We start from the raw sequence: 24,557 nt of genomic DNA on the forward strand, positions 1-24,557 counted from the left end.
TGAATTTACCTCTTTTTTTTGATTGGTTATTCATTGGAAAAATTATGTATGAATAAAGAAATTTACGGAATACTAATCAGAGAAAAATCATCAAAGGAGAGACGTAATGTCTATTAAGGAAGGAACAAAATTTCAAATTTCCCAAGCTATTCAAAGTTATTTTAATTCTGCTGACTCGTTAACTGTCATCTCTAATAACGGAATCACCATCCAATTCATGCTTCCCGATGGAAGAGGGTATGGATCGATGCCCGTTGAACATTTGGATTACTTATTAAAAAAATCAAATTTATCACTCGTACCAAATAAAAGATCACTTCTTTCTAATGATCATGAAGAGGAACAGATTGGGTAAATAAATGCAGAGCATTACTTTTTCATTAAGTAATGCTTTTTTATATGATTAGTATTGAAAACATTAAAAATATTTGGGGTGAAAATTGATGAAGAAACTGGAGTTTGAAAATTCAACGATTGCTTATACGGACCAAGGTGAAGGAGAACCAATCGTCCTATTGCATGGGTTTTGCGGAAGTTCACAATATTGGGAAGAAGTTGTACCTGAGCTCTCCAAAAATTACCGCGTGATTGTTCCGGATTTGCCAGGCCATGGTCAATCGGATCCTTTTGAAGATACATGTACGATTGATGATTTTGCCAATCGAATAAAAGGTCTTCTTGATGAATTAACGATCCAGAAAGTGACGATGTTTGGCCATTCATTAGGCGGTTATATAACACTAGCCTTTGCTGAAAAATACAGTGACCGATTGAAAGGATTCTCCTTGGTTCATTCTACTGCCTTTCCTGATTCAGATGAAGCGAAAAAGGGAAGAGATGCCAATGCCGAAAAAATCAAACACGAAGGAATCCAACCTTTAATCGAGGGCCTAATCCCGAAACTTTTTTCTGCTGATCATCAAAATGAAACGTATGTTGAAACGGCAAAGAAGATCGGCTTTGCAACACCCCCACAGGGTGCCATAGGTACATTAATTGCGATGAAAGACAGGCCTGACCGAAATAAAGTATTGGAGACAACCAATCTGCCAGTTTTATTAATCGCAGGTGAGCACGATCAAATTATTCCTGCTGAAAAAACATTCTCGGTGAAGAAGGCCACTATCAGACAATCTGTTATTAAAAATGCCGGCCATATGAGTATGTATGAAGAGCCGAAAGAACTTATCTCCGATATGAAGCTTTTTTTATCATCTATTTATGAATGCTGTTAATGGAAGAAGAGGAACCATAACGGTTCCTCTTAAAACAAGTCATTTAGTTCTGTATCTGAATAGACAGAAATTAATACAACCGCCTTTTGATCTCCAATATTTTTCACAAAATGCGGTACACTTGCATTCCAACTGAAGGAATCTCCCTCTTCTAAGATGATTGAATCCTCCCCTTGTTCAGCAAGAACTTTTCCTTCTAATACTAAATGACACTCTTCTCCTTGGTGTGAATTCGCTTCCCCCATCGATGCACCTGGCGGAAACTCTACACTCATCATCCGTAAGCCGCCTTTTGAAGAAATGTGCTCAATCTTTAATTGATTAAAGGAAGAGTAGGTGCGCTCATTTTTTCTGACAACGTGCATATGTTGCTTTTTCTCCAACAAAAGATAAGGTAAAGGAACCCCTAGGAAGTTAGCAATTGTCTGAAGTGTATTTATTGACGGAGAAGTATTATTGTTTTCTACATTGCTTATAAAACCCTTGGAAAGACCGGTGCCTTCGCACATTTGAGCAATCGTAATTTTCTTTCGATTTCGGATTGCACGAATTTTTGAACCAATATCCAATTAAATCACCTCATAAGTTTCTTAATAAAAAACTTATTTATATATTAGCAAATAAATAATTGACAATCCACTCGCTTACTTGTTATCTTATAAACAACAAAGATTCATATTTGAAAACATTTTTTTAATAACGAAGGGATGTTGCAAAAATGATTTCTCCAATGGTTTATGAACTTCGTCAACCAAATCAAATAGATCCGAATAAAACGTATCCAGCCATATTTCTCATGCATGGAATTGGCAGTAATGAACAAAATATGCTGCCATTGGTAAAGGAATTAGAAGGACAATTTTACATTTTCAGTATAAGAGGTCATCTGCCGCAGCCTCCTGGTTTTGCCTTCTTTACAATTCAGGGTTATGGGAAACCGCACCGTGAAGTGTTCGATGAAGGGATAAATAAGCTTGCAAGCTTTATTGATTATGCATGCCAAGAATATCTTTTAGACCTAAATAATTTGTTCTTACTTGGTTTTAGCCAAGGTGCCATTCTTTCCATGACACTTGGTCTTAACTTAGGGGACAGGATAAAAGGCATCGTTGCCCTTAGCGGATATATTCCTGGTTTTGTTAAGGAAGAGTATGAAATAAAACCTGTTAATAACCTATCCCTATTTATTTCTCATGGGGAAATGGACCAAGTTCTTCCTTTTGAATGGGGAGTAGCCAATAATGAATATTTTAGAGAATTAGGTGCAAATGTAACCTTTAAAACCTATCAGGAAGGTCATTCTGTTTCTCCACAAAATCAGCAGGATTTTATGAAATGGCTTTTTGAAATTCTTGAACAATAAAACTAAAAGGGAGGAATTAGACATGATGCCATCTTTCTTTATCGCTCATGGTGCACCGCTGCTTGCAGTGGAGAAGAATGAATATACAGATTTCTTAAATCAAATTGGTAAAGATTTGCCGCGTCCAAAAGCCATCGTATTATTTTCAGCACATTGGGAGTCCGAGCATCAAAAAGTAAGTGAAGTTAAAGAATACAGCACCATTTATGATTTCGGGGGATTCGATCCTGCCCTATATACGATTAAATACCCGGCTAAAGGGGATGAGCAAATTTCAGAGGAAATAAAGAATTTGCTCAAAGCAAACGATATTCCGTTTGAAGTAGAAACTTCACGCGGATTGGACCACGGCGCATGGGTTGTCCTCCGTTTACTTTTTCCAAATGCTGATATTCCAGTCATCGCCATGTCCATTAACCCAAAACTTACTCCTATGGAACAGTATAAAATTGGGAAATCCTTAACTGCTTTAAGAGCTAATGACGTTTTAATCATTGCTAGCGGAGGAACATCTCATAATCTGAGAGCACTGAAATGGGCTGATAATGGCCAGGTTGATCAATGGGCCCTTGAGTTCGAGGATTGGTTGGCCCATCACCTGCAAAATTGGGATGTAGAGTCACTATTCAAGTATGATTCTTTGGCTCCATATGCAGAATATAGTGTACCGCCTTATGGAAAGGAACATTTTATTCCCTTGTTTTATGCCATGGGAGCTGCTGACGATGTGAAAAAAGCAAGCTTATTACATCGAAGCTTCCGATATGGAAATCTAGCACATAGTGTTTGGCAGTTTGGGTAAGACTATAATATTTTAAGGCAAAAAGGTCAGAAAACTGGCCTTTTTTTGTTTTCTATTTTTCGATAAACTAAATAAATTGATAAATTTTATGAATATTGTTATTATTCTTATAAATGTAAACAATGCTTTCAACAATTAATAAAAGATGGGGGAAAAATCATGAAAAGCTGGCTAGTTAAAGAACTTGGGGAGCCTTCCAATGTTCTAAGAATGGAGAATGGGGAAAAACCAGAACGTGGGGAAAACGAAGTATTAATCCAAGTTAGGTCGGTTGCGCTTAATTTTTTTGATATCCTTTTATGTCAAGGAAAATATCAAGAAAAACCGCCGCTTCCATTTACGATTGGATCAGAGGTATCCGGAATAGTGGTTCAAGCTAAAGAAGGCAGCAGGTTTAAAGAGGGGCAGCGAGTGTTAGCATTACCACAAAAGCCGCATGGAGGTTTAGCGGAATACGTTTCTGTTGAAGAGGGTTCGGTCTATCCCATTCCTGAATCAATGAGCTGGAATGAAGCTGCTTCGATGTTTATTACATACCACACCACTTATTACGCCTTATTTAATCGGGCTAATATCCAAAACGGCGAGGTATTACTTGTTCATGCTGGAGCAGGGGGCGTTGGTTCTGCAGCTATTCAGTTAGGAAAAGCAGCAGGCGCATTTGTAATAGCAACTGCAGGCGGTTCGGAAAAAACAGAAATTTGTAGACAGCTTGGTGCTGACGTCGTCATTGATTACTTAACAGAGGACTTTGTTGAAGTGGTGAAAAGAGAAACTGATGGGAAAGGTGCAGATGTAATTTATGACCCGGTTGGCGGCGAGGTTTTTGACCGTTCCCGAAAATGCATTGCATTCGATGGCAGGATTTTGGTAATCGGGTTTGCTGGAGGTAACATTCCAAGTATTCCAGCCAATCATGTCTTAGTAAAAAATTATTCGATTGTTGGTGTCCACTGGGGTTATTTTAATCGGTTATATCCTGAAAAAGTGTATCAAGAACATGAGGAACTAATCAGTTTATATGAACAAGGAAAAATCAAACCTCTCATTTATAAAGAGTTTGACTTTCAAGATGTACCGGATGCCTTAAATTTACTTGCAACGAGGAAAACGTGGGGGAAAGTTGTAGTAAAAGTTTAAATCAATCATACGGGGGCTGAAAATGATGATTAACAATAAAAAAATCCTGTTAGCATACCGACCGGTCGGAATGCCTGATGAAAGTAATTTTACAACGATTGAAACAAGCGTACCAGAAATAGTGGATGGAGAAGTATTAATTAAGTCTCTATATATTTCTGTTGACCCATACATGCGCGGCCGAATGTCGGATGCAAAATCTTATGCTAAGCCATATGAGGTAGGGGAACCATTCATTGGAGGAATCGTGGGTCAAGTGATTGAATCGAAGAATCCGAAATTTAAGGTTAATAGTTTTGTTGATGGACGGCTGGAATGGGCGGAATACAATGTTTCCAATGGCAGTAACATCCGAAGAATCAATCCAGATGCCGCACCGATTTCCACGGCCCTTCATGTTCTTGGAATGCCTGGTTTGACCGCTTATTTTGGATTATTACACATTGGACAGCCAAAGGAAGGGGAAACTGTTGTTGTCTCTGGAGCTTCAGGTGCTGTAGGGACGATAGTGGGGCAAATCGCAAAACTGAAAGGCTGCCGTGTAGTTGGAATTGCAGGAGCTGAGGAGAAATGTGAGTTTCTAACATCAGAATTGGGCTTTGATGCAGCTATCAACTATAAAACATCACCTGACTTGTACAAGGAACTATTAAAAGCATGCCCAAATGGTATTGATGTTTACTTTGATAATGTCGGAGGAACAGTAACGGACGAAGTGATGAAGCTGATTAATTTTCAGTCACGGATTGTCATTTGTGGCCAAATTTCTCAATACAATTTGGAAAAACCAGAAATGGGACCAAGGATTCTTGGACAACTACTTAAAACTAGTTCCATGGTGAAAGGGTTCATTGTTTCTGACTATGCGGAACATAATAAAGAAGGATACACAACGTTAGCAAAGTGGGTACGTGAAGGAAAAATCAAATACCGTGAAAATGTCATTGAAGGCTTTGAAAATACCGTGGAAGCTTTTCTTGGACTTTTTCGAGGTGAAAACATTGGCAAACAACTGGTGAAGGTCGCTGAGGCTGCTGCCCCTAACCCAGTGGAGAGGGAGGCCTCTGTTGCTGAATGATATTGGTGTTACACAAGTTACGATTCCATTGCCATTTCGATTAAATCATGTTCATTGTTTCTTAGGAGAAGGTTCTGAGGGATGGACGATTATTGATACGGGATTAAATAATGCGGTATCGAGGGATATATGGCAGCCAATTATTGAAAAACATGATATTAAAGATCTAATTATTACACACTATCATCCTGACCATTTTGGCTATGCTGGAACGTTGCAACAATTAACTGATGCTGCCGTATGGATGACGAAGGTTGATGAAGAGGCAGGATTAACGTATTGGGAACCAGGTTCCCTTGAATTTGTGAAAATGAATTATGATATGTGCGGTTTACCGGATAATATTTCATTTGAATTGACAAGTGATGAAGGAAGCTTTTCACCTAGGGTTAAACCTTATCCTAAGGTAACTCATTATTTGGAGGAGGGAATGAAAATCCTTTTTGGAAAATATGAATATGAAGTGATTTTCACTCCTGGTCATTCTGATGGTTTGATTAGTTTATACAACAAAGAAAACAGCATACTTTTCTCGACCGATCACATTTTACCAAAGATTTCACCGAATATTTCCTACTGGTTCCGTGGAATTGAGAACCCATTGGAAGCTTTCTTTCAATCTTTGAAAAAAATTGAATTGCTTGACGTCGAATATGTCATCCCTTCACATGGTAATCCCTTCCGGAATGCCAATACGAGGATTGAGGAATTAATTGCCCATCACCATGAGCGGCTCGATGCAACATATGAATTTATCCAAAAACCATCTACCATATATGAAGTATGTCAAAAGCTTTTTAAAAATTTAACCACCCATGAAACCCGTTTTGCTATAGGAGAGACGGTGGCTCATTTGGAGTATCTTCATCATAGGGATCAATGTAATAAAGTATTAAAAGATGGCACTTGGTATTTTGAAGTAATTTAAACAAATATTTTTTCAATGATTTTTAAAAATAAAGTTCCCACCAAATAACTTGGATGGGAACTTTATTTTTATTGTATTGCTAGGAACGTCTGTAATTCCATTAAAGCTTCCTCTGGGATCATTGGGTCACTGTATAAGAATTTTCCATCTTTAAAGATGAACATGATTTCTTCACCATTATTATTTGTAAAAGCTGCGGCTGTTAAAATTGCATTATAATCAATTAAATTAATAACTTCGATATTTTTTGCACCATTCCATGTATATCCCTTTTCTTTTAATTCCATTTTTTTATTTTTAAACCCGTCACTTTTTAATAGTTCGGAAACAATCTTGTTCCTCTCTGAGCCGGTAATCAGTAAGGCATTACAACCACATTCTCCTGCTGCTTTAGCAGTATTCCCAGTGGAAACGAACAATGTTAATGCGATTAAGCCTCCAAATAGTAATGTTAGAACTTTCTTCATCTCTTTTCCTCCTTTTTTGCAACTCTATTACTCTTTTCTTTATAATACGACAAAATCCTTCAAAAACTTTGGAAAATAATTCGACAAGTGCCGAAATTTATGATAAATCTGTGTCATTAAACTGCATATTGCCATTTTAAGGGAAATGCTGTCTAATAAAATTAAGGCTTTTAATATATGAAACTATTATAATCGGAGGGCACGATGATTTTAGATGATATTGTTGTCCATTTTTTAACAAAAGCAGAACCTCTTTTTATCCATCTTGCTGTATCAAATTCGAATGGAATACCATATTCAGTACGAGGTTTTGGGGTAAAAACATATAATGATAAAAATCAACTTGGCATTTACATACTCAAATCACAAACAGAAAAGGTACGTTCCTTTATCAACTCAGGAAATGGGGCCATTGCCTGTTTATTCACAGATGGCTTTTCAAATGAATCCTATCAAATAAAAGGTAAGTTTAAAGAGTTTAAAAATCCAACCAGTGACGAAGATTTAGACATATTATCCCGTTACCGGAATGGAAGCCTTAAGCTGTTTCCAAAAATGTATGCGAAATATCCACTTTCAGCAGCACTTTGTAATCTCGTTACATACAAAGTAGAGGAAGTATTCATACAAACACCAGGTCCCTATGCTGGTAGTAAGTACCAGGAAGGAGAAGGCAACCATGATTCCTGAAGAAATGCATCCCGCTTTACTGGGTGTTGTTCCATCAACCTTGATTACTAGCGACAGGCAGGGTATCCCCAATATTACAAATATCTCACGAGTTTGGTTCGTTGATCGAGAACATGTTGCAGTTGCTAATCACATGCTGAATAAAAGCATCCATAACCTAACAGAAAATAGTCGTGCCTTTATTAGAACGATGGATACGACAACATTCTCAACTTGGGAATTGGATGTGGAGTATATTGGACCCAGTAGTGATGCGGGTATTTTTGCAGAAATGCAAAAGCAATATGAAATCCTCTCGATGATTCTTGAGACACAAAAGCCGTTAACTGTCCATTGTGCGGAGATATTTCGTGTTTTGGCGGCTCGAGTATGCGAGGAGGAAAACAGTCATTTATTATCAAAAACTGATTTATATAATCCCATTTTGGAACAACTAGAAAGGAAATTTGGCTGGGATACATCTGCAGTTTGGGTCGTTGAAGATTACGAGCAGTCATTGGAACTTGCAACTGTAAAAGGATTTGGGGAGGAATCAGAAGCGCTGATACTTAAGCGAGTAGCGAAGTTGTCATTAGAGCAGGAAAAACCTATCCGGATTTTCAATATCCGCTCCCAATATCAATATGCCTTAACGACAATACTACACCAGCAGAACGAAAATGGAATCTTTTCGTATGAGGACTTCAGGAAGTTAAACCACCATTATATTGCCATCCCAATTAAAGAGGATAATGGAAAAATTATTGCGATCATCTCAAGTCAAACTGACGATGGAATAAAGTTTAGTTTGTTTAATGATGAATTTTTGCGATTTGCTTCAAGGCATCTATCACAGCTTATTGAAAGTCTGGTTGACAAAAATGATACAAATCAACGCCAACATTCAATTGAGCAAGAAATGGAAAGACTTAGACTGGCAGGTTCTAAACGAGCGGGTGCAGTCAAAAGCAATTTGAGTCCGCGAGAATTACAGGTCGCCGTTCAAGTTGCCAGGGGTTTATCAAATGAAGAAGTTGCAAAGGTACTTTTCTTGAGTAAAAGAACGGTTACTACCCATTTAGAGCGGATCTATCAAAAACTGGAGATAAATTCTCGTGCAGCATTAGCAAGTTATGTGATTGAGAACGGATTCATGGACGCTTCTCATTAAAATTACGTATTTCAACCGATATTTTTCATTTCTATCACCCCTTATCATAAGGTTAAGACTTATGAATAGGTGGTGTTTTTTTATGGAATGGCTTGTATTGTTGCATGTTGTATCAGCGGTAGTTGGACTTGGTCCTGCTTATGCCTTCCCTATGATTCTCAAAACAGAAAAATCGCTGGTGGAGTTAAAAAGGATGGCAGAATTGGTTAGCAGATTAGAGATCCTCCCCAAAATATTTGGGATGCTTACCTTATTGTCTGGACTCTTGTTAGTCTGGCTTGGTAATTATGGGACCTTTTTTACTCTGTGGATTGCTGCAGCCCTCATCCTTTTTATTTTAGCTGAGGTGGTCATCATCGGATTTCTTACCCCTGCAGCTAAAAAACTATCTGCGACATTAGATCAATTAACAGAGCAGGGTGAAACAGAAACGAACTTACAAACTTTAGGATTGCTGGCAAAGGTTCGAAATTATCATTTCACTTCATGTGTCCTTGTTTTAGTCATCATTGCCCTTATGGTTGTTAAACCTGTTTAGGAGGAAGAAAGCATATGGAGAATTGGACGAAACAATATTTATCTTACCTAGGGGTTGATGAAAAAAAGCCGAATTATCAATATTTGCAGCATTTGGTGGAAACGCACCTCCACCGTATACCTTTTGAAATTTGCAGCAAGTTTTATTATTTTTCGAACAGGGGTCTAGAAGATTTAATTCCAACTAAGGAAGAATTCTTGGAAAACTTGTATAGAAAAGGCTGGGGCGGGAATTGTTATATTCTCAATATTCACTTTTGTCTACTCCTGCGTTCTCTAGGATTTGACGCCAAATATGTGCGGGCAAGAGGCGGGAACAATCACCTTGCCATAATGGTTACCATCGAAGGTAAATCGTATTATACAGATGTCGGTTATATGGCACCGTTATTTGAGCCATTGCTTATTGAAAAAGAACCATATCTAGTTCGGAGTGGCGAAGAGATTATCATTAAGCAAGTCAGCAGTAATGGGTATATAATTGATAGAAGAACCGGCGGGCAAAGCTTTGTGACAAAAACGATTGAATGGTTTCCAGTGGAACTAGAAAGTTTTAAAGAAGATATTATCCATTCCCATCGGGATGAAGATGACAATCCGTTTATGCGAAGGATTGTCGCCACCATTTTTAAAGAACGGGTCAGCTATGCCATGATGAATTCAAAATTGATTATCAAGTCCGATAGGAACATTACTGTTAAAGATTTTGAAAGCAAAGCCGAATGGCTGGAAATGATGGAATCAACGTTTAATCTTAAGAAACAAGACCTTGAATTTTCATTGGACTTTTTAAATAATCGAGGTGTATACCTATTTTAATCCATCTGGTAACAGGTGGATTTTTTTCATGTACTCAAAAAGCAGGGATAATGAATTGGTTGTAGAAATATACAAAGAATAAGGCTTTTAGGAGGTAAAGGAAAATGATTTCTACGTTGAGATTCCCGATGCGTTCACATATTGGTTTGGGTTCAATTGACAAGCTATTACTAGAACTCCGAAACTGGAAAGTTAGTAAAATTTTAATTGTTACCGATCGAACACTAGTTAAAATCGGTCTCGTTGGCCAATACCTGTCCCCATTAAATGAAGAGTTTGCTGTTAATGTGTATACAGAAGTAGAACCAGAGCCATCTTTGAATTGTGCGGAAAAGTTAGTGGAGTTTACCAGGGAGGGAGAATTCGACTGTGTCATAGGTTTAGGAGGGGGAAGTGCCTTAGATTTAGCGAAGCTGGCTGCCGTCATTTCGCATAATGAAGGAAAGGTAATGGATTATTTAAATCTGACCGGAACAAAGTCCTTAGTACATAAGGGTATCCCCAAAATATTGATACCAACAACTTCAGGAACTGGTAGTGAAGTAACCGATATTGCGGTCTTATCGCTCACGGGGACAAAGGATGTGGTCACCCATGATTTTTTACTCGCCAATCTCGCCATCGTCGATCCTCAGCTAACCATTTCTGTTCCCAAACGAATAACCGCAGCAACAGGCATTGATGCTTTGACCCACGCCGTTGAAGCGTACCTTTCAGTAAATGCCAATGAAGCAACAGATGCCTTAGCATTGAAGGCTGTCGAACTTATCAGCGGTTCATTGAAAATAGCTGTCGAAAACGGTGAAGATATCAAAGCAAGAACAGCGATGAGCTATGGCAGCTATTTAGCCGGATTAGCCTTTTTCAATGCAGGTGTTGCTGGTGTCCATGCTCTCGCCTATCCTTTAGGAAGCCAATTTAAATTACCGCACGGAGAATCCAATGCCGTACTGCTTCCATATGTAATGAAGTATATTGCGTCAAGCTGTGCAAAAAAGATGAATATGGTCTGCAATATTTTAACTAAACAAGAGGCTGAACAAACACCTGAAGAATGTTTGCGCATTTTTTATAAATTAGTAGAGGATGTTGGTTTGCCTTCAACATTAAAGGAATATGGAATTCTAGAATCCAATCTCGGCATGTTAACAGAGGATGCTATTAAGCAAACAAGACTGCTTGCCCGTAGTCCGAAGATTCTAGAAAAAGAAGATATTTTCCAAATATATCTGCTAGCATTTAATGGTGTGAAGGCAGGGATTTAACATGTATACAACTACTATTGAGCCAAGAGTTTCTGAAACGGATGGAGTAGGTCACATAAATAATACAACGATACCAGTTTGGTTCGAAGCAGGCCGTAATCAACTTTTCAAATTATTTACTCCTGATCATTCATTTAAAAATTGGAGAATGATTATTCTTAAAATGAATGTTGAATATGTCAGCCAAATTTATTTTGGTGAAAATGTAGAGGTTAAAACCTGGGTGCAGAAAATTGGAAATTCTAGCTTAGAGCTTTATGAAGAAATTCACCAAAATAAACGGATATGTGCAAAGGGAACTGCCCTTTATGTGAACTTTAATGTCCAAAGGCAGAAATCAGAGCCAATTCCTAAACATATTAGAATGGAATTAGAGAAGCATTTATATAACCAATCAGTTGTCATGGAATAGAAAAAAGGCTGCCCTCATTAAGAGGAGACAGCCTTTTAATTTTTCTTCACCGTGTAATATTTGACAGGTTCTTTGCTTGAATCCTTAATTGCAGTATAAATCGCCCCAGTTAAACTTTTCGGGCCTTGGGAATCAAGGCCTGCTTCCCAAATCATCATCCCGCCGAAACCATGGTCAAGGGCGAGTTTGGTTTTCCTTTTCATTGTGACATCGCCGTTGTAATAATAGGTGGTTCCATTCATTTTAACCGTATCATTGGCAGCATTAGCTGGATTTTGATTAACGATTGCTGAAAAGGAAACCTGCTTGATTTTTGGATCTACAGGCTGTGCGTATAAAGGAACGCCTAAAACCAGTTTTTCTTTTGATAATTTTTGCTGATCGAAATAGTTGGCCCAGTACTCTACTATCTTTTCTGCATATGGGTAAGGTGACAAATTCTCAGCATGATAGCCATCATCCCATTGACCGTCATAGGCCATGATATTGACATGGTCAACATACTGGAACATGGTCGGCTCATATTTGACAAACCCTGTTTCCTTCAAGGTGATTGCATGTATTTTTGCATATACGGCAATCGATAATTCCTTCTTTTTAGGGTGAAGCTTTTCGCTTAACTCTTTGGCGAAAGCGGCTAAATTTTGAGCATCAGCTGTTGAATGGGGATGCTCAAAATCGATATCAATTCCATCTAGATTCTCCCTGTCTGCGAAACTAGTAAGCTCATTAACTAGCTTTGTTCTGGATACAGGATTAGAGATAGCCGCTTTAAAATACGGATATGATTCACCGCCATTCATGTGAAACCATCCGCCAACTGCAATCATGACCTTTGTATTGTGTTTTTTTGCTTTTGTTACCATCGTACGTAAGTTTTTTAATGGAGTATCTCCATTTAGCAATATCCCGCCATCCTTCGTTGGATGTGCGAAAGAAAAGATCACATGAGTAAGTTTGGAATAATCGACAATATTTGGATCACGGTAATCCTGAACATAGCCGATTAAAACTTTGGATTGAGTTTTATCCACTTGAGGTAATGCTTTTTCCATTGGATAAATGGAAGATTTTGGTGCTTTATCTATTTTAATCTTATTAGATTGGTTTGACTGTGACCTATCTCCAGTGAATAATATTCCAGTAAGAATTCCTCCAATAAAGGTAACTGCAATTACCAGTCCAAGGAGGAGATTACGTTTTTTCATCAATATGGATTCCTCCCTATTTTTCACTTACCTAAAAAATTGTAACAGAAAAAATGGGAAGAATGAGTTGGTAATATCGACCTGTTTTTGGATTATTTCATATTTCTGATTGGGATATGAAAGTATATCTTAATAAAAAAAACACATGCAAAACAAAGAAGCCAGGCCCAGAAAGGTTTGCTAAAATGAACTCGTAGGCCAAAGTACATGAACATCCAAACTAAAATGGACCACAAAAGATTCCAACCATGATGGTATGTTATAAGTTCGGCTGCCTTAAAAAAGCTTTCCATGAAAGTGGAAAATATGACCCAGACTGCACCATATACGATTTGCCAAATCATGCTAGAGTTAAAAGGGTATTTTGAAAGAAAAATAAAGACCATTGGAGATAATACAAAAAAAGTTATTAAAAAGTCCGTAATGGTATGATTTGGAACAAGAAATGATTTTTGAAAAGTCCATAATGAAAAGTTGTATGTGAGAAGGGACATACCGAAGTCCACACTTATTAAAAAAAGTATAGATGAATAATATTTTCTCCAATTTTTCCAATCTCCAAATCGCCAGGCAGCAAGGAGATATAAAAAAGGAATAACCAGTCTTAAAAAAGATGCAAATGTGTGTAACATAACATCCCCCACTGTAACAGCCATTAATCGCTTTTTCATTTATAGAGTTTACAATTAAATAGAAAATATGAAGAATTCATTTTCATAATCCACTCATGGGCAATTTGGTTGAAAGTTAATTTAAACTTTGTTAAAATTGGTTGTTAGATTTTTAAACAGTTTTATAAATGTAAGGTGGTAAACATGAAACAAGAATATAAAGTGTTATTATATTATAAATACGTACAAATCGAGAATCCGGAGGAAACGGCGAATGAACACCGCCAAGTGTGTCTGGATTTAGGTTTATTGGGTCGTATCATCATTGCCGCAGAAGGAATTAATGGGACGGTGTCTGGCACCATTGAACAAACGGATGCCTATATGAAATGGATGGATGAGCATCCGCTTTTTTCGGGTACTGTTTTTAAAATAGATGAAGCTGATGAGCATGCTTTCAAAAAATTACGTGTTCGACCTAGACCAGAGCTTGTTACTCTCCGGTTAGAGGATGATGTTGATCCAAATGTTCTTACCGGCAAGCATCTAAAACCGAAGGAATTTTTCGAAGCGATGCAAAGAGAAGATACTGTCGTCATTGATGCGAGAAATGATTATGAATTTGATTTAGGTCATTTTAGAGGTGCAGTAAGGCCAGACATTCTCAACTTCCGTGATTTACCGCAATGGATTAGAGAAAATAAACAAGAGTTTGAAGGCAAAAAGATACTTACCTATTGTACAGGTGGTATTCGTTGTGAAAAATTCTCTGGCTGGCTTCGAAAGGAAGGCTTTGAAGATGTTTCACAATTAGAAGGCGGCATCGTCACGTACGGAAAAGACCCAGAGGTACAGGGGGAACTATGGGATGGCCAGCTGTATGTTTTTGATGAGCGGATCAGCGTCCCAGTCAATCGTAAAGAGCAAGTTGTCGTAGGTAAAGATTTCTATACGGGCGAGCCATGTGAACGTTATGTTAATTGCGCAAATCCAGAATGTAATCGAAAGATCCTTTGCTCAGAGGAAAATGAACATAAACATTTACGCAGCTGTTCCCATGAATGCCGGGTACACCCGAGAAATCGTTATATCGCACAGCATGGTTTAAGTGAAGATGAAGTATCAAAAAGATTGAAGGCAATTGGTGAAGAAGTAATTATATAAACTCGGATGAGGCAGGTCATATTAATGGCCTGCTTTTTCTATTTACCTGCTATTACTTTTTTTGAGAATGGAAATTTTTATCTCCATGTTAAAGGATTTAGGTGAATCCATTCGAATATATTTAACATAAGGAAATTATTAGTGGTAAAAGTTAATCAAAAAGGAGCTTAACGAATGACAACCTACACGACAAGAAAAGAAGTCCCCATTCAGGAGAAATGGAATCTAACAGATATATTTGAAGACGAAAAAAAGTGGGAAAATGATCTTCAGCTAATTGAAAAAATGGCAGCAGAACTTAAGGGGTTTGATGGGAAGATAACCGATGGGAAATCCTTATATCTGTATTTGAAGCAAAGGGAAGAATTATCGTTTGTTTTTAATAAGGTTTATGCTTTTGCCATGTTGAATGTTGACGTAGATACGAGGGAAACAAGCTCTCAGGTTTTGTTAGATCGGGCTAAACAACTGAGTGTAAAGGTCAGTGCATCAACTTCTTTTTTCATGCCTTTTTTATTAAGTTTAGAGGAAGAAACCTTAAAGGCATATATAAAGGAAGAAGAAGGTTTAAAATACTTTGAAGAGGATTTATTAGAGTCGTTCCGGTATAAAGCGCATGTGTTAAGTAAGGATCAGGAGGAGGTTTTATCCCAATTAGGGGAAGCGCTATCAGTTCCAAGTCATACCTTTGGCATGATAAATAATGCGGATATCAAATTTGGCGAAGTGACTGCAGAGAACGGTGATAGAGTGGAATTAACCAGGGGGATGTATTCAAAATTAATCGAGGATGAAGACCGGGATAAGCGAAGGGAAGCCTATAAGGCGTATTATCAACCATATGTACAACTGAAGAATTCCATTGCATCCACACTTTCAGCAGCCATTAAAAATAATGTGACTATGTCTAGGATACGTCAATATCCATCAGCACTTGAAAAAGCTTTATTTGGTGATAACGTACCAAAAGAGGTTTATGAAAATCTCATCCGAACTACTAAGGAGAATATCGGCCCGCTTCATCAATATAATAGAATCCGTAAAGAAAAGTTAAGGTTAGATGAGCTGCGACAGTATGATATGAGTGTCCCGCTCATCAGCGGTGTTAAACAGGTAATCTCTTTTGAAGAGGCCTACGAAACGATGTGCAAAGCATTATCACCTCTTGGCGATGATTATTTGGGTATCTTAAAAGAGTTTAAAGATGCTAGATATATCGATGTTCGTGAAACCCCGGGCAAACGTTCCGGAGCCTATAATCTTGGAGTATATGGTGTCCATCCATATATTCTGCTAAATCATCAAGATGATTTAGACAGTTTATTTACATTAGTCCATGAATGCGGTCATGGTGTTCATAGTAAGCTAAGTTCACAACATCAGCCGCAAATTACCGCGGGCTATAGTATTTTTGTGGCGGAAGTAGCCTCCACAGTCAATGAAGTTTTATTAATTAACTATTTGCTCAACACTGAGAAAGATGACAACATCCGAAAACACCTAGTCAATCATTTTATAGATCAGTTTAAGGGGACATTTTTTACTCAAGTCATGTTTGCCGAATTTGAGAAAAAGACACATGAAATGTCTGAAGACGGCCGTCCATTAAATGTAGAAGTATTCAATCAAACCTATGAGGCGTTATTTAGAGAATACAATGGAGAAGAGATTGTATGCGATGAGGAAGTAAAATATGGCTGGTCTCGCATTCCTCATTTTTATCGTCCATTTTATGTTTATAAGTATGCCACGGGATTTGCCTCAGCGATCCATTTAGCAACAAAGATTTTAGAAGGTGATAAGAAAACCTTACATTCCTATTTAGAGTTTTTAAAGAGTGGCAGCTCCGATTATCCGCTAGAATTGTTGAAAAAAACAGGGGTAGACCTAACAACACCACTCCCGATTGAGAATTCTCTGCGTAAGTTTAGCGAACTTGTAGAGGAGTTCTCAAAATTATAATCCACTATTTACTTCCTTGGAGCTATGAAGGACAAAACATATTAAGATTGTTAATAAAATGTCTTTCATCATCTCAATGAAGTACAAAACCCATTAAGATTATTATCGAAATGTCTTTCAAAAGCTCGATGAAGGACAAAACATATTAAGATTGTTAATGAAATGTCTTTCATCACCACAATGAAGGACAAAACTCATCAGGATTAATATCGAAATGTCGTTCATAAGCTAAAAAAGTACAAAATAACCCGCAGGATTCTGCGGGTTATTGTCTTAGTTTTGGATTATAACTACGTCACTCTTATCTTGGCTAACGTTTTTTTTAGCTTTTTCAAAAGTCAAAATCGCACCGAACCATACGAAAATGAGATGAATATAGGCAAAGGATATTTCCAACAGGTGAATATGAACCGGAACAACAAAGCTAAGGATTTGAATGGCGAAAACAACAAAGAGAAAAATGACGGGTGCTTTTGGGAATACCTTTGCTCTTAACGTAGAAAAGCCAAATAATAAGAGTCCTAAGAAAATTCCTGGAACGATTGGAATAAAAACAGCGAGCTGTAACGGGAATCGATCAACTGCCATGTTATTCAGGAGGTCAGTTACATGCTGTAAATCCGCTGCTGTATGAACGAAATCAAAGATTATCGGATACGCGATTATCTGAACCGGTCCATGGAAAATTTCAAGCATCAATCCGATAAACAATAGTGGAAACGACAGCCAGCCCCACCATTTTAAATTAGAAGCCTGACGCAGGAATAAAGCAGGTAATCCCATTAATATAAACGTGGAGGAATAGGCTAATAAAACATGAATATTTACCGCGCCTTTTAGAAATTCAGGAATGTCTTTTACCGATTCAGGAACATCCCCTAGATGCACCAGCTGACCGGTAAACCCCATAATTCCCCCTACCAATAACATGATCCCGCTGAACTTAAGATAGCCTTTTGGAATACTCATTATTTTTTCCCCCTGAGTGGTTGATTTATCTTACACTTGAATCATATCATCCCAATACTTCCCAATCGGTAGAGGCACTTTTTCCCGGAAGGCAGGAATTCCATTAGGATTAAAAAATTCTATTTACAGAATATTCTTAGTGTTGGTACAATTTCCCTATCATTAGATTGACAGGAGAGGTATTAATGAAATCTTCCTCGAGGTATAAAATTATTCGCTGGACTGCCTTAGCTCTCAGTGTGCTGATAGCGGTTTTGTTTATTGTCAGTATTCCTGTTTACTACCAATATATAAAAACAAACTGTATATCCAGCCTCTGCGAGGGCTTTTATAACCCTCCGCCTGGGGCAGGCTGGCTGAAGGAGCATGACTTCTCCTCATCTGAATATTCGTTTTCCTATGTAAGTATTTACACGGTATTTGGTATCGTTTATATGTTTGCTGGCCTTATTCTTTTTTTGAAAAAATCATCTGAGTCTATTGGTTTGCTAGGAAGCTTTATGCTTGTATCACTCGGAGGAACCTTTACGCCTATCATGGGGGCGTTAAAACTTGGGCATCCGATCCTCCTATATCTTGTTCAAACCATTGAAGCGAGTGGAATGGCAGCTTTCATCCTTTTCTTTTTTCTTTTTCCAAATGGTCGATTCGCTCCACAATGGTCAAAATACCTTTGTTTGGCAATTATCTTAATTCGAATTCCTGGAATGATTTTTCCTGATTCTTACGTTAATTTACAGCACGTATCTAAAGGGCTATTTATTATTTGGTTTATTGTCTGGATTGGCAGCCTCGTGTTTGTACAGATCTACCGTTACAAATTTGTCATGACTACACTAGAGAAACAGCAGGCAAAATGGGTGGTATTTGGTGTCGTTTTAGCCCTTATTGGCCTTTTTAGTGTTACCGCCATTTTCATTCCTTATGAGCAATCCATCTCTGCTGATCCATTTCAACTTTATAATGTAGAAATAGGTGTTCATGCGAGTATGATCTTAATCCCGATTACGATTTTAATCGCTATGATGAAGCATCGTTTATGGGATATTGATATCATTGTCAATCGAACCATTGTATACGGGATCATGACCGCTTGCACCATCGCCTTTTATGTGCTGGCCGTATGGTATTCAGGCTTACTCTTTCAAACTAAAAACCATTTATTTAGTTCCCTTATTGCGACAGGAATTGCAGCGGTTTTATTTGCTCCGTTAAAAGAAAGGGTTCAGAGGTTTATCAATCGCAGGATGTATGGGGAAAATGAGGACCCATATACAGTGTTAAACCGGCTGTCGAAGGAACTGGAAAACCCCATTTCTCCTGAGGCAGTTTTACAATTGGTCGTACGAACGATCAAAGATTCACTTCGGCTGCCATCTGCATCCCTTTCCTTTAATCAAAATGGCACTGAAGTAATTGTAGCAGGGGATCTAGATTTAATAGAGGCTCCACTAGCTTATAATTTGTTATTTCAAGGAAAAGAGATTGGTGTAATAAAACTGGCACCACGCTCGAAAGGGGAAGGTTTCACATTATCAGACCAAAAATTTTTAGATATGCTAGTTCGTCAAGCAAGTGTTGTTGTTCAAAGTGCAAAGGCATCTTTAGATTTAAAGCTTTTAGCAGCGGACTTACAGGAATCTAGGGAAAATCTTGTGCTAGCTAGGGAAGAAGAGAGAAGAAAGCTGCGAAGCAATTTACATGATGACCTTGCTCCGAGGCTCGCAGCACTTGCATTAACGGCAGCAGCGGCAGAGGATTTGGTCGATCGAAACCCTCACGCAACACGGAATATTCTTGAGGAGCTTAGAACAACCATTCGTTTAACCGTTTCTGAAATTCGTGGGTTAGTTTACGATTTGCGGCCGCCAACCTTAGATGAAATGGGACTAATAGGAGCCATCCATGAACGGATTAAGGAGTTATCTATGTCCAACCAAGATTGCCAAAGAGCAAATCCAAATGGAGTATCCTTTCATTTAAATGTGCCTGATAGACTGCCTGCTTTACCAGCAGCGGTTGAAGTTGCCACTTTTCGAATTACAACGGAAGCAATCGTTAATGTTGTTCGCCATTCACTGGCAACGAATTGTACTATAAGTATTTCCTTTTTTGAACAAAATGAGCGGGGGTTACAGTTTAAGATAGAGGATGACGGAACCGGAATCCCCACAAAAATTAGGAGCAGTTATAAAGGCGGAATTGGAATAGACTCTATGAGAGAAAGGGCCACCGAATTAGGTGGGACGTTTCAAATAAATAATGGACCAACGGGAGGAACAATTATCTCGGTATTTTTACCGGTCAATCAAATCGAGGGGGAAAACGATGAAAAAGCTTAAGGTATTAATTGCGGACGATCATCCATTATTTCGCCACGGAGTGAAAACTCTTTTTTTAACGACATCTGAACTTGAAATTGTTGGGGAAGCTACCTCGGGGGAAGAGGCGATAGAGCTCGCCCAAAGCTTAGAACCAGATATTATCTTAATGGATCTCCGTATGCCGGGATGTAATGGAATTGAGGCAACAAGAGAGATAATAAAAATACGGCCGCAAACACAGATTTTAATTTTAACAATGTTTCAGGATGATCATTCTGTGTTTGCGGCGATGAGGGCGGGAGCGAAAGGTTACGTCCTGAAGGATGCTGAAAAGGATGAGATCCTAAATGCCATTTGGGCAGTAGGCAATGGTGGTGCTGTTTTTAGTCCGGGTATTGCCTCCCGGATGATTGAATATTTTTCTATGGCTCGTCCAGCTGCACCAAGAGAAGTATTTCCAGACCTTACAGAACGAGAACGTGAAGTGCTGTATTTAATGGCTGATGGAACAGCTAATACTGGAATAGCATCTAAACTCCAAATAAGTGGAAAAACGGTATCCAATTATGTGACAAATATTCTAAATAAACTACAAGTAGCTGACAGAGAGGAAGCCATCCTTCTTGTCAGGGAATCGCGATTAGGCGGTGAAGAAATAGCAGGGGACTAATGTGAAAAACACGGCATTATTACATGCCGTGTTTTCATTTTAAACTTATTCAGTTGCTTCCCGTCCAAAGGACTTTTCTGATTGTTCCTTTTCTTGGGTAAGTTCATTGTCCTTTTTAATACGGCCTTTTCCAACAGATAGAGCAACTAATACACCAATCGCAATAAAAATTAGACCTGTTAAAAAGACGGTTGTAAAGGATTCTGACCAAGCCGTTTCAATCCCGTGAATGACGATTTTTTGTATATCACCAGGTAGTTTTAAAAGCCCTGGGTTGAGTAATAATCCAAAAAGTGCATCTGTTTTATCAGAAAGAGTTTCTAAAGCTCCGTGAGCAACAGGGGTGTCAGTATTTTTAGCTATATCGGCCATTTTTGTTTCAAGAGAATGGTTCATGACGGAGTTTAAAATTGTTATGCCGATTGTACCGCCAATAGAACGGAAGAAAGTGGATGCAGATGTAACTGTACCTAACTGTGATTTTGGGAATTCATTTTGAATCGCAATCATCAACGTAGGCATTACCAATCCCATTCCTAAACCAAGAACGACCATATACGCGTAGGCTGTAAATTCGCTCGAATCCAATCCCATGGTGCTCATCAAATAAAATCCTAGACCCGCGAGTAACATTCCGGCTGTCAATACCGAACGGAACCTAAATCTAAGTAATAATTGACCTCCAATAATACTTGCTGCAATCATAGCAATCATCATCGGAGTCATCGTAGATCCAGCCTGTGTTGGTGAAACCCCTAGAATACCTTGCATATACATTGGAACAAACATGATTGCTCCAAACATTCCCAGACCTAATAAAAATCCTAAGCCATTCATTGTGGCAAAAATACGATTTTTAAAGAAAGATAAATCCAAAATTGGCTCCGCAGCCTTTTTCTCAATAAAACCAAAAATAATAAAGAGCACAATCGAACCGCCAAAAATTAAGAAGGATTTAGTGGATGCCCAGGCAAATTTATCGCCGCCAAAGGTTAAACCAAGCAAGAGCAATACAATTGCTGGTATCAGGGTAATAATTCCTAAATAATCAATGTTCACTTTTTCTTTTTTCGAAGCGGCATTTTCATTTTTTAATCCAGCAAAGATTAATAAGGCAGATAATAAGCCGAAAGGCACGTTAATGAGGAAAATCCAATGCCAGCTGATATGATCGACTATCAGACCGCCAAGGAACGGGCCAATAACAGAACTTAATCCAAAGAGACCGCCAAAGATCCCTTGCCATTTTGCTCGTTGTTCAGCCGTAAAGATATCACCGATAATTGTTTGTGAAAGCGGCATTATCATTCCGCCGCCAATTCCTTGAAGTCCACGATAGAGGACTAATTGTTCCATGTTGGTGGCTGTAGCACATAGACCTGAACCAATGATAAAGATGATGGTTCCGAGTAAATAGAGTGACCGTCTGCCATAAAGGTCAGATAGCTTTCCGACAATTGGTACTATCGTTGTCGAGGTAATCATGTAGGCAGTTGTTACCCAGGCAAAAATTTTGAAGCCATTTAACTCAGCAATAATCGTTGGCATGGCAGTACCCACAATTGTTTGCTCAAGGGCACTAAAGAACATACCAATGATTAAACCGGTTATGACTAATCGGGTATTAATCCCTTTTTCTTGTATTCCCATATATATTTCTCCTATCCATATTGTTTTTTCACTTTTGATATTTTTGACCGCTGAGTCATTATACACTCGTATGTCCGGTCAGTCAATGAAAATCAAAAAATATGGGTTTGATTAATCCTCAAAACCATAATAAGACGCAATGGATCTAATATATTCTTTAAATGCACCAACATCCTTAAAGTTAAATAACATTCCTTTGATTACTGGAATTCGTGGACTTTCTTTTTTAATTTCCTCTTCAAGAACATCCAGTGATATTTCTAACGATTCTTTATTTTTTATTTGACTTAATTCCTCTCTCATCTTTTGCACGACTTTAGGGATATCTACATTTTCAAAGAAATCCTTTGATTTTATCAGTACGGTTTTAAGCTTATCTTCTGTTAAAAATGGCGGTTCAGACGTAATATCTTTCACAATACTATCTAATCGTCTCATTAAATACTGAGTCAAACCATCAAAATCGAACCCATTTGGCTCAAAAAACATCAATTTCATATAGGATTGAAATAATCCTTCAAGTATCAAGGCCAGATCAACGGTATAAGCTTCTATATCTTTTCCGTAAATATCTCTTAATCCTTTACGAAAAAGAAGGTGATTCTCATAGTGCTTGCTAAACATAAGGTTTTTAATCTTTTCATTCCTTGGAATGGCTTGTTCTTTTGAAAGCATAATTAAAAATTCTTTATGCCCTAAAAAGGTACCAAAAAGCGAAGATAATTGTTTGATAAATTTATCCCGTGGCGACAAATTTTGTTGTTCATAAATGGAGATATTAGAATGAACCGTTTCAAAGATATACTCCAGTATGGCAAGTAATAATTCATCTTTTGATTTAAAATGTAAATAAAATGCACCTTTAGAGATGCCGCTTTCTGTTGCTATTTCTTGAATGGAGGTTGAAGAAAAGCCTTTGCTTGCAAATAACTTCATCCCCGACTCAATAATAATTTTTTCCTTTTCCCGCAAAATAAACCCTCCAAAAAATGACTGTCCGGTCAGATTTCTAATTGTATAGTCAAAATGCTATTCGAATTGATCTCATTTGTCAACAAACATAAAGAAAGTGCATCTGCTCAAAAACACCCAAATTTTCCATTTTTTAATAACTTTTTACACTTATTCTGGTAGAATACTGATAAAATAAACCTTAAATATAGTTCTATTAAATAGGGGGAATTTGATTTGGATTCGAAATTTACGAAACCAAAAGGATTTGGTGAAATTCTGGATCACACGTTTAATTTATGTAAAAAACATTTTAAGGAGTTTTTCCTGATTTTACTTATTTTAATGGGGCCTGTTTATTTACTTCAAGCCATCCTTCAGCTTATGTCAGGGACTAGCTTTTTTAGACAGGTTGGGACTGGAAGTGATTGGTTTGAACAAATGCTTTCAAGCTTTGAAGAGTCAGGAACATTCGAAACCAGCAGTATAAGTGCAGATATAGGTGTAATTGTGATAGCGATTGTAAGTTTTTTTCTGTTTCCGGTAGCGGAAGCTGCAGTGCTTTTTGCGGTTAATCACATTAGGGAAAATGAAGAATTTTCATCAGGATTAGCGATAAAAGAAGCTTTTTCAAGATTTTGGCCTATGCTAGGGGGTTCGCTGTTATTTGGCCTAATCATTTTTGGAATCATCCTAATTCCTGTGGCTATCATTGCAGGTGCTGGCTTTGGAGTTTCGGCGATAGGGCATCCAATAGTTGGAATTCTTACAGGGGTATTGCTATTTTTTGCTTTTGCATTGATCATAGGATTACTTATAACCCGCTGGAGCTTTTATTTTGCTTCGGTTATACTTGATCGCCAATCGCCAGGCCTTTCAAGAAGCTGGAGGCTAACCAAGAAACGAACTTGGCCATTATTGGGGCTCTATATTGTATTTTACTTAATCATCTCTAGTATAAGTTTTGCAGTACAAGCAAGTTTAGGACTCTCTTTAGGTAATAGTGTTTTGTTATCGATTATTAGTAACCTTATAACGATCATTACGACTATGTTTTTCACTGTCGGATATGCGGTTATGTATCTAGATTTAAAAACTCGACATGACGCTGATGATCTTAAAGAAATGATTGAAGACTATTATATGAAATAAATAACCGATT

At 37.9% G+C, this 24,557-nt stretch carries 25 protein-coding genes; 18 read left to right on the forward strand and 7 right to left on the reverse strand.

The window, feature by feature from the left end; genetic code table 11:
• Positions 1–106: 106 nt before the first annotated feature.
• Entirely contained in the window at positions 107–355 is a 249-nt protein-coding gene (locus ACIFOT_RS06440; protein WP_430063238.1) for a hypothetical protein, read from the forward strand.
• A gap of 88 nt (positions 356–443) precedes the next feature.
• Complete coding sequence (locus ACIFOT_RS06445; RefSeq protein ID WP_430063239.1) at positions 444–1,235, forward strand: alpha/beta fold hydrolase; 792 nt, start codon at positions 444–446, stop codon at positions 1,233–1,235.
• A 29-nt stretch (positions 1,236–1,264) separates the two neighbouring features.
• Here the strand turns inward: ACIFOT_RS06445 and ACIFOT_RS06450 are convergent, their stop codons facing one another.
• The gene (locus ACIFOT_RS06450; RefSeq protein ID WP_430063241.1) at positions 1,265–1,804 is read right to left on the reverse strand and encodes a helix-turn-helix domain-containing protein; all 540 of its coding nucleotides are present in this window, start codon (positions 1,802–1,804) and stop codon (positions 1,265–1,267) included.
• Positions 1,805–1,953: 149 nt separating this feature from the next.
• On the opposite strand from ACIFOT_RS06450, the gene ACIFOT_RS06455 reads away from it, so the two are divergent.
• The 5 genes from ACIFOT_RS06455 (at position 1,954) to ACIFOT_RS06475 (ending at position 6,546) form a co-directional block, all read left to right on the forward strand.
• A complete protein-coding gene (locus tag ACIFOT_RS06455; protein WP_430063243.1) occupies positions 1,954–2,598 on the forward strand; it encodes an alpha/beta hydrolase in 645 nt (214 codons plus the stop codon).
• Between the two features lie 22 nt (positions 2,599–2,620).
• Positions 2,621–3,400, forward strand: coding sequence for a DODA-type extradiol aromatic ring-opening family dioxygenase (locus tag ACIFOT_RS06460; RefSeq protein ID WP_430063245.1), 780 nt, complete (start codon positions 2,621–2,623; stop codon positions 3,398–3,400).
• Positions 3,401–3,559: 159 nt separating this feature from the next.
• A complete protein-coding gene (locus tag ACIFOT_RS06465) occupies positions 3,560–4,540 on the forward strand; it encodes an NADPH:quinone oxidoreductase family protein (protein WP_430063247.1) in 981 nt (326 codons plus the stop codon).
• A gap of 22 nt (positions 4,541–4,562) precedes the next feature.
• Complete coding sequence (locus ACIFOT_RS06470) at positions 4,563–5,618, forward strand: NADP-dependent oxidoreductase (RefSeq protein ID WP_430063249.1); 1,056 nt, start codon at positions 4,563–4,565, stop codon at positions 5,616–5,618.
• A complete protein-coding gene (locus ACIFOT_RS06475) occupies positions 5,608–6,546 on the forward strand; it encodes an MBL fold metallo-hydrolase (RefSeq protein WP_430063251.1) in 939 nt (312 codons plus the stop codon). The genes ACIFOT_RS06470 and ACIFOT_RS06475 overlap by 11 nt, the downstream gene beginning before the upstream one ends.
• A 68-nt stretch (positions 6,547–6,614) precedes the next feature.
• On the opposite strand, the gene ACIFOT_RS06480 is transcribed toward ACIFOT_RS06475, so the two are convergent.
• Positions 6,615–7,013 (reverse strand): hypothetical protein, encoded by a 399-nt coding sequence (locus tag ACIFOT_RS06480; protein ID WP_430063253.1) that lies wholly within the window; start codon positions 7,011–7,013, stop codon positions 6,615–6,617.
• Between the two features lie 204 nt (positions 7,014–7,217).
• On the opposite strand from ACIFOT_RS06480, the gene ACIFOT_RS06485 reads away from it, so the two are divergent.
• The 6 genes from ACIFOT_RS06485 (at position 7,218) to ACIFOT_RS06510 (ending at position 11,886) form a co-directional block, all read left to right on the forward strand.
• The gene (locus tag ACIFOT_RS06485) at positions 7,218–7,703 is read left to right on the forward strand and encodes a hypothetical protein (protein WP_430063255.1); all 486 of its coding nucleotides are present in this window, start codon (positions 7,218–7,220) and stop codon (positions 7,701–7,703) included.
• Positions 7,693–8,853: a response regulator transcription factor gene (locus tag ACIFOT_RS06490; RefSeq protein ID WP_430063257.1), complete on the forward strand. Its 1,161-nt coding sequence runs from the start codon at positions 7,693–7,695 to the stop codon at positions 8,851–8,853. The genes ACIFOT_RS06485 and ACIFOT_RS06490 overlap by 11 nt, the downstream gene beginning before the upstream one ends.
• An 82-nt stretch (positions 8,854–8,935) precedes the next feature.
• Complete coding sequence (locus ACIFOT_RS06495) at positions 8,936–9,391, forward strand: DUF2269 family protein (protein ID WP_430063259.1); 456 nt, start codon at positions 8,936–8,938, stop codon at positions 9,389–9,391.
• 14 nt (positions 9,392–9,405) lie between these two features.
• Positions 9,406–10,209, forward strand: a complete 804-nt coding sequence (locus ACIFOT_RS06500) for an arylamine N-acetyltransferase (RefSeq protein WP_430063260.1) — start codon at positions 9,406–9,408, stop codon at positions 10,207–10,209.
• A gap of 104 nt (positions 10,210–10,313) precedes the next feature.
• On the forward strand, positions 10,314–11,474 hold the full coding sequence (locus ACIFOT_RS06505) for an iron-containing alcohol dehydrogenase (RefSeq protein ID WP_430063262.1): 1,161 nt from the start codon (positions 10,314–10,316) through the stop codon (positions 11,472–11,474).
• 1 nt (position 11,475) lies between these two features.
• Positions 11,476–11,886, forward strand: coding sequence for an acyl-CoA thioesterase (locus ACIFOT_RS06510; RefSeq protein ID WP_430063264.1), 411 nt, complete (start codon positions 11,476–11,478; stop codon positions 11,884–11,886).
• Between the two features lie 35 nt (positions 11,887–11,921).
• On the opposite strand, the gene ACIFOT_RS06515 is transcribed toward ACIFOT_RS06510, so the two are convergent.
• Complete coding sequence (locus tag ACIFOT_RS06515; RefSeq protein WP_430063576.1) at positions 11,922–13,094, reverse strand: glycosyl hydrolase family 18 protein; 1,173 nt, start codon at positions 13,092–13,094, stop codon at positions 11,922–11,924.
• Positions 13,095–13,186: 92 nt separating this feature from the next.
• Positions 13,187–13,765 (reverse strand): CBO0543 family protein, encoded by a 579-nt coding sequence (locus ACIFOT_RS06520; RefSeq protein WP_430063266.1) that lies wholly within the window; start codon positions 13,763–13,765, stop codon positions 13,187–13,189.
• Between the two features lie 144 nt (positions 13,766–13,909).
• Here ACIFOT_RS06520 and ACIFOT_RS06525 point away from each other — a divergent pair, with 144 nt between their 5' ends.
• Both ACIFOT_RS06525 and pepF read left to right on the forward strand, forming a co-directional pair.
• Complete coding sequence (locus tag ACIFOT_RS06525; RefSeq protein WP_430063268.1) at positions 13,910–14,869, forward strand: rhodanese-related sulfurtransferase; 960 nt, start codon at positions 13,910–13,912, stop codon at positions 14,867–14,869.
• A gap of 174 nt (positions 14,870–15,043) precedes the next feature.
• Positions 15,044–16,831: an oligoendopeptidase F gene (pepF, locus tag ACIFOT_RS06530; protein WP_430063269.1), complete on the forward strand. Its 1,788-nt coding sequence runs from the start codon at positions 15,044–15,046 to the stop codon at positions 16,829–16,831.
• A 273-nt stretch (positions 16,832–17,104) separates the two neighbouring features.
• Here the strand turns inward: pepF and ACIFOT_RS06535 are convergent, their stop codons facing one another.
• Entirely contained in the window at positions 17,105–17,800 is a 696-nt protein-coding gene (locus tag ACIFOT_RS06535; protein WP_430063270.1) for a hypothetical protein, read from the reverse strand.
• 185 nt (positions 17,801–17,985) lie between these two features.
• Here ACIFOT_RS06535 and ACIFOT_RS06540 point away from each other — a divergent pair, with 185 nt between their 5' ends.
• Both ACIFOT_RS06540 and ACIFOT_RS06545 read left to right on the forward strand, forming a co-directional pair.
• Complete coding sequence (locus ACIFOT_RS06540) at positions 17,986–20,142, forward strand: sensor histidine kinase (RefSeq protein WP_430063272.1); 2,157 nt, start codon at positions 17,986–17,988, stop codon at positions 20,140–20,142.
• The gene (locus tag ACIFOT_RS06545; protein ID WP_430063274.1) at positions 20,129–20,794 is read left to right on the forward strand and encodes a response regulator; all 666 of its coding nucleotides are present in this window, start codon (positions 20,129–20,131) and stop codon (positions 20,792–20,794) included. Before ACIFOT_RS06540 ends, ACIFOT_RS06545 begins: the two co-directional genes overlap by 14 nt.
• A 45-nt stretch (positions 20,795–20,839) precedes the next feature.
• On the opposite strand, the gene ACIFOT_RS06550 is transcribed toward ACIFOT_RS06545, so the two are convergent.
• Both ACIFOT_RS06550 and ACIFOT_RS06555 read right to left on the reverse strand, forming a co-directional pair.
• Positions 20,840–22,444 (reverse strand): MDR family MFS transporter, encoded by a 1,605-nt coding sequence (locus ACIFOT_RS06550; RefSeq protein ID WP_430063276.1) that lies wholly within the window; start codon positions 22,442–22,444, stop codon positions 20,840–20,842.
• A 111-nt stretch (positions 22,445–22,555) separates the two neighbouring features.
• A complete protein-coding gene (locus ACIFOT_RS06555) occupies positions 22,556–23,416 on the reverse strand; it encodes a TetR/AcrR family transcriptional regulator (RefSeq protein ID WP_430063277.1) in 861 nt (286 codons plus the stop codon).
• A 216-nt stretch (positions 23,417–23,632) separates the two neighbouring features.
• Here ACIFOT_RS06555 and ACIFOT_RS06560 point away from each other — a divergent pair, with 216 nt between their 5' ends.
• Positions 23,633–24,547 (forward strand): hypothetical protein, encoded by a 915-nt coding sequence (locus tag ACIFOT_RS06560; protein WP_430063279.1) that lies wholly within the window; start codon positions 23,633–23,635, stop codon positions 24,545–24,547.
• Positions 24,548–24,557 lie beyond the last annotated feature (10 nt).

The sequence above is a fragment of the Neobacillus sp. NRS-1170 genome (assembly GCF_050468025.1).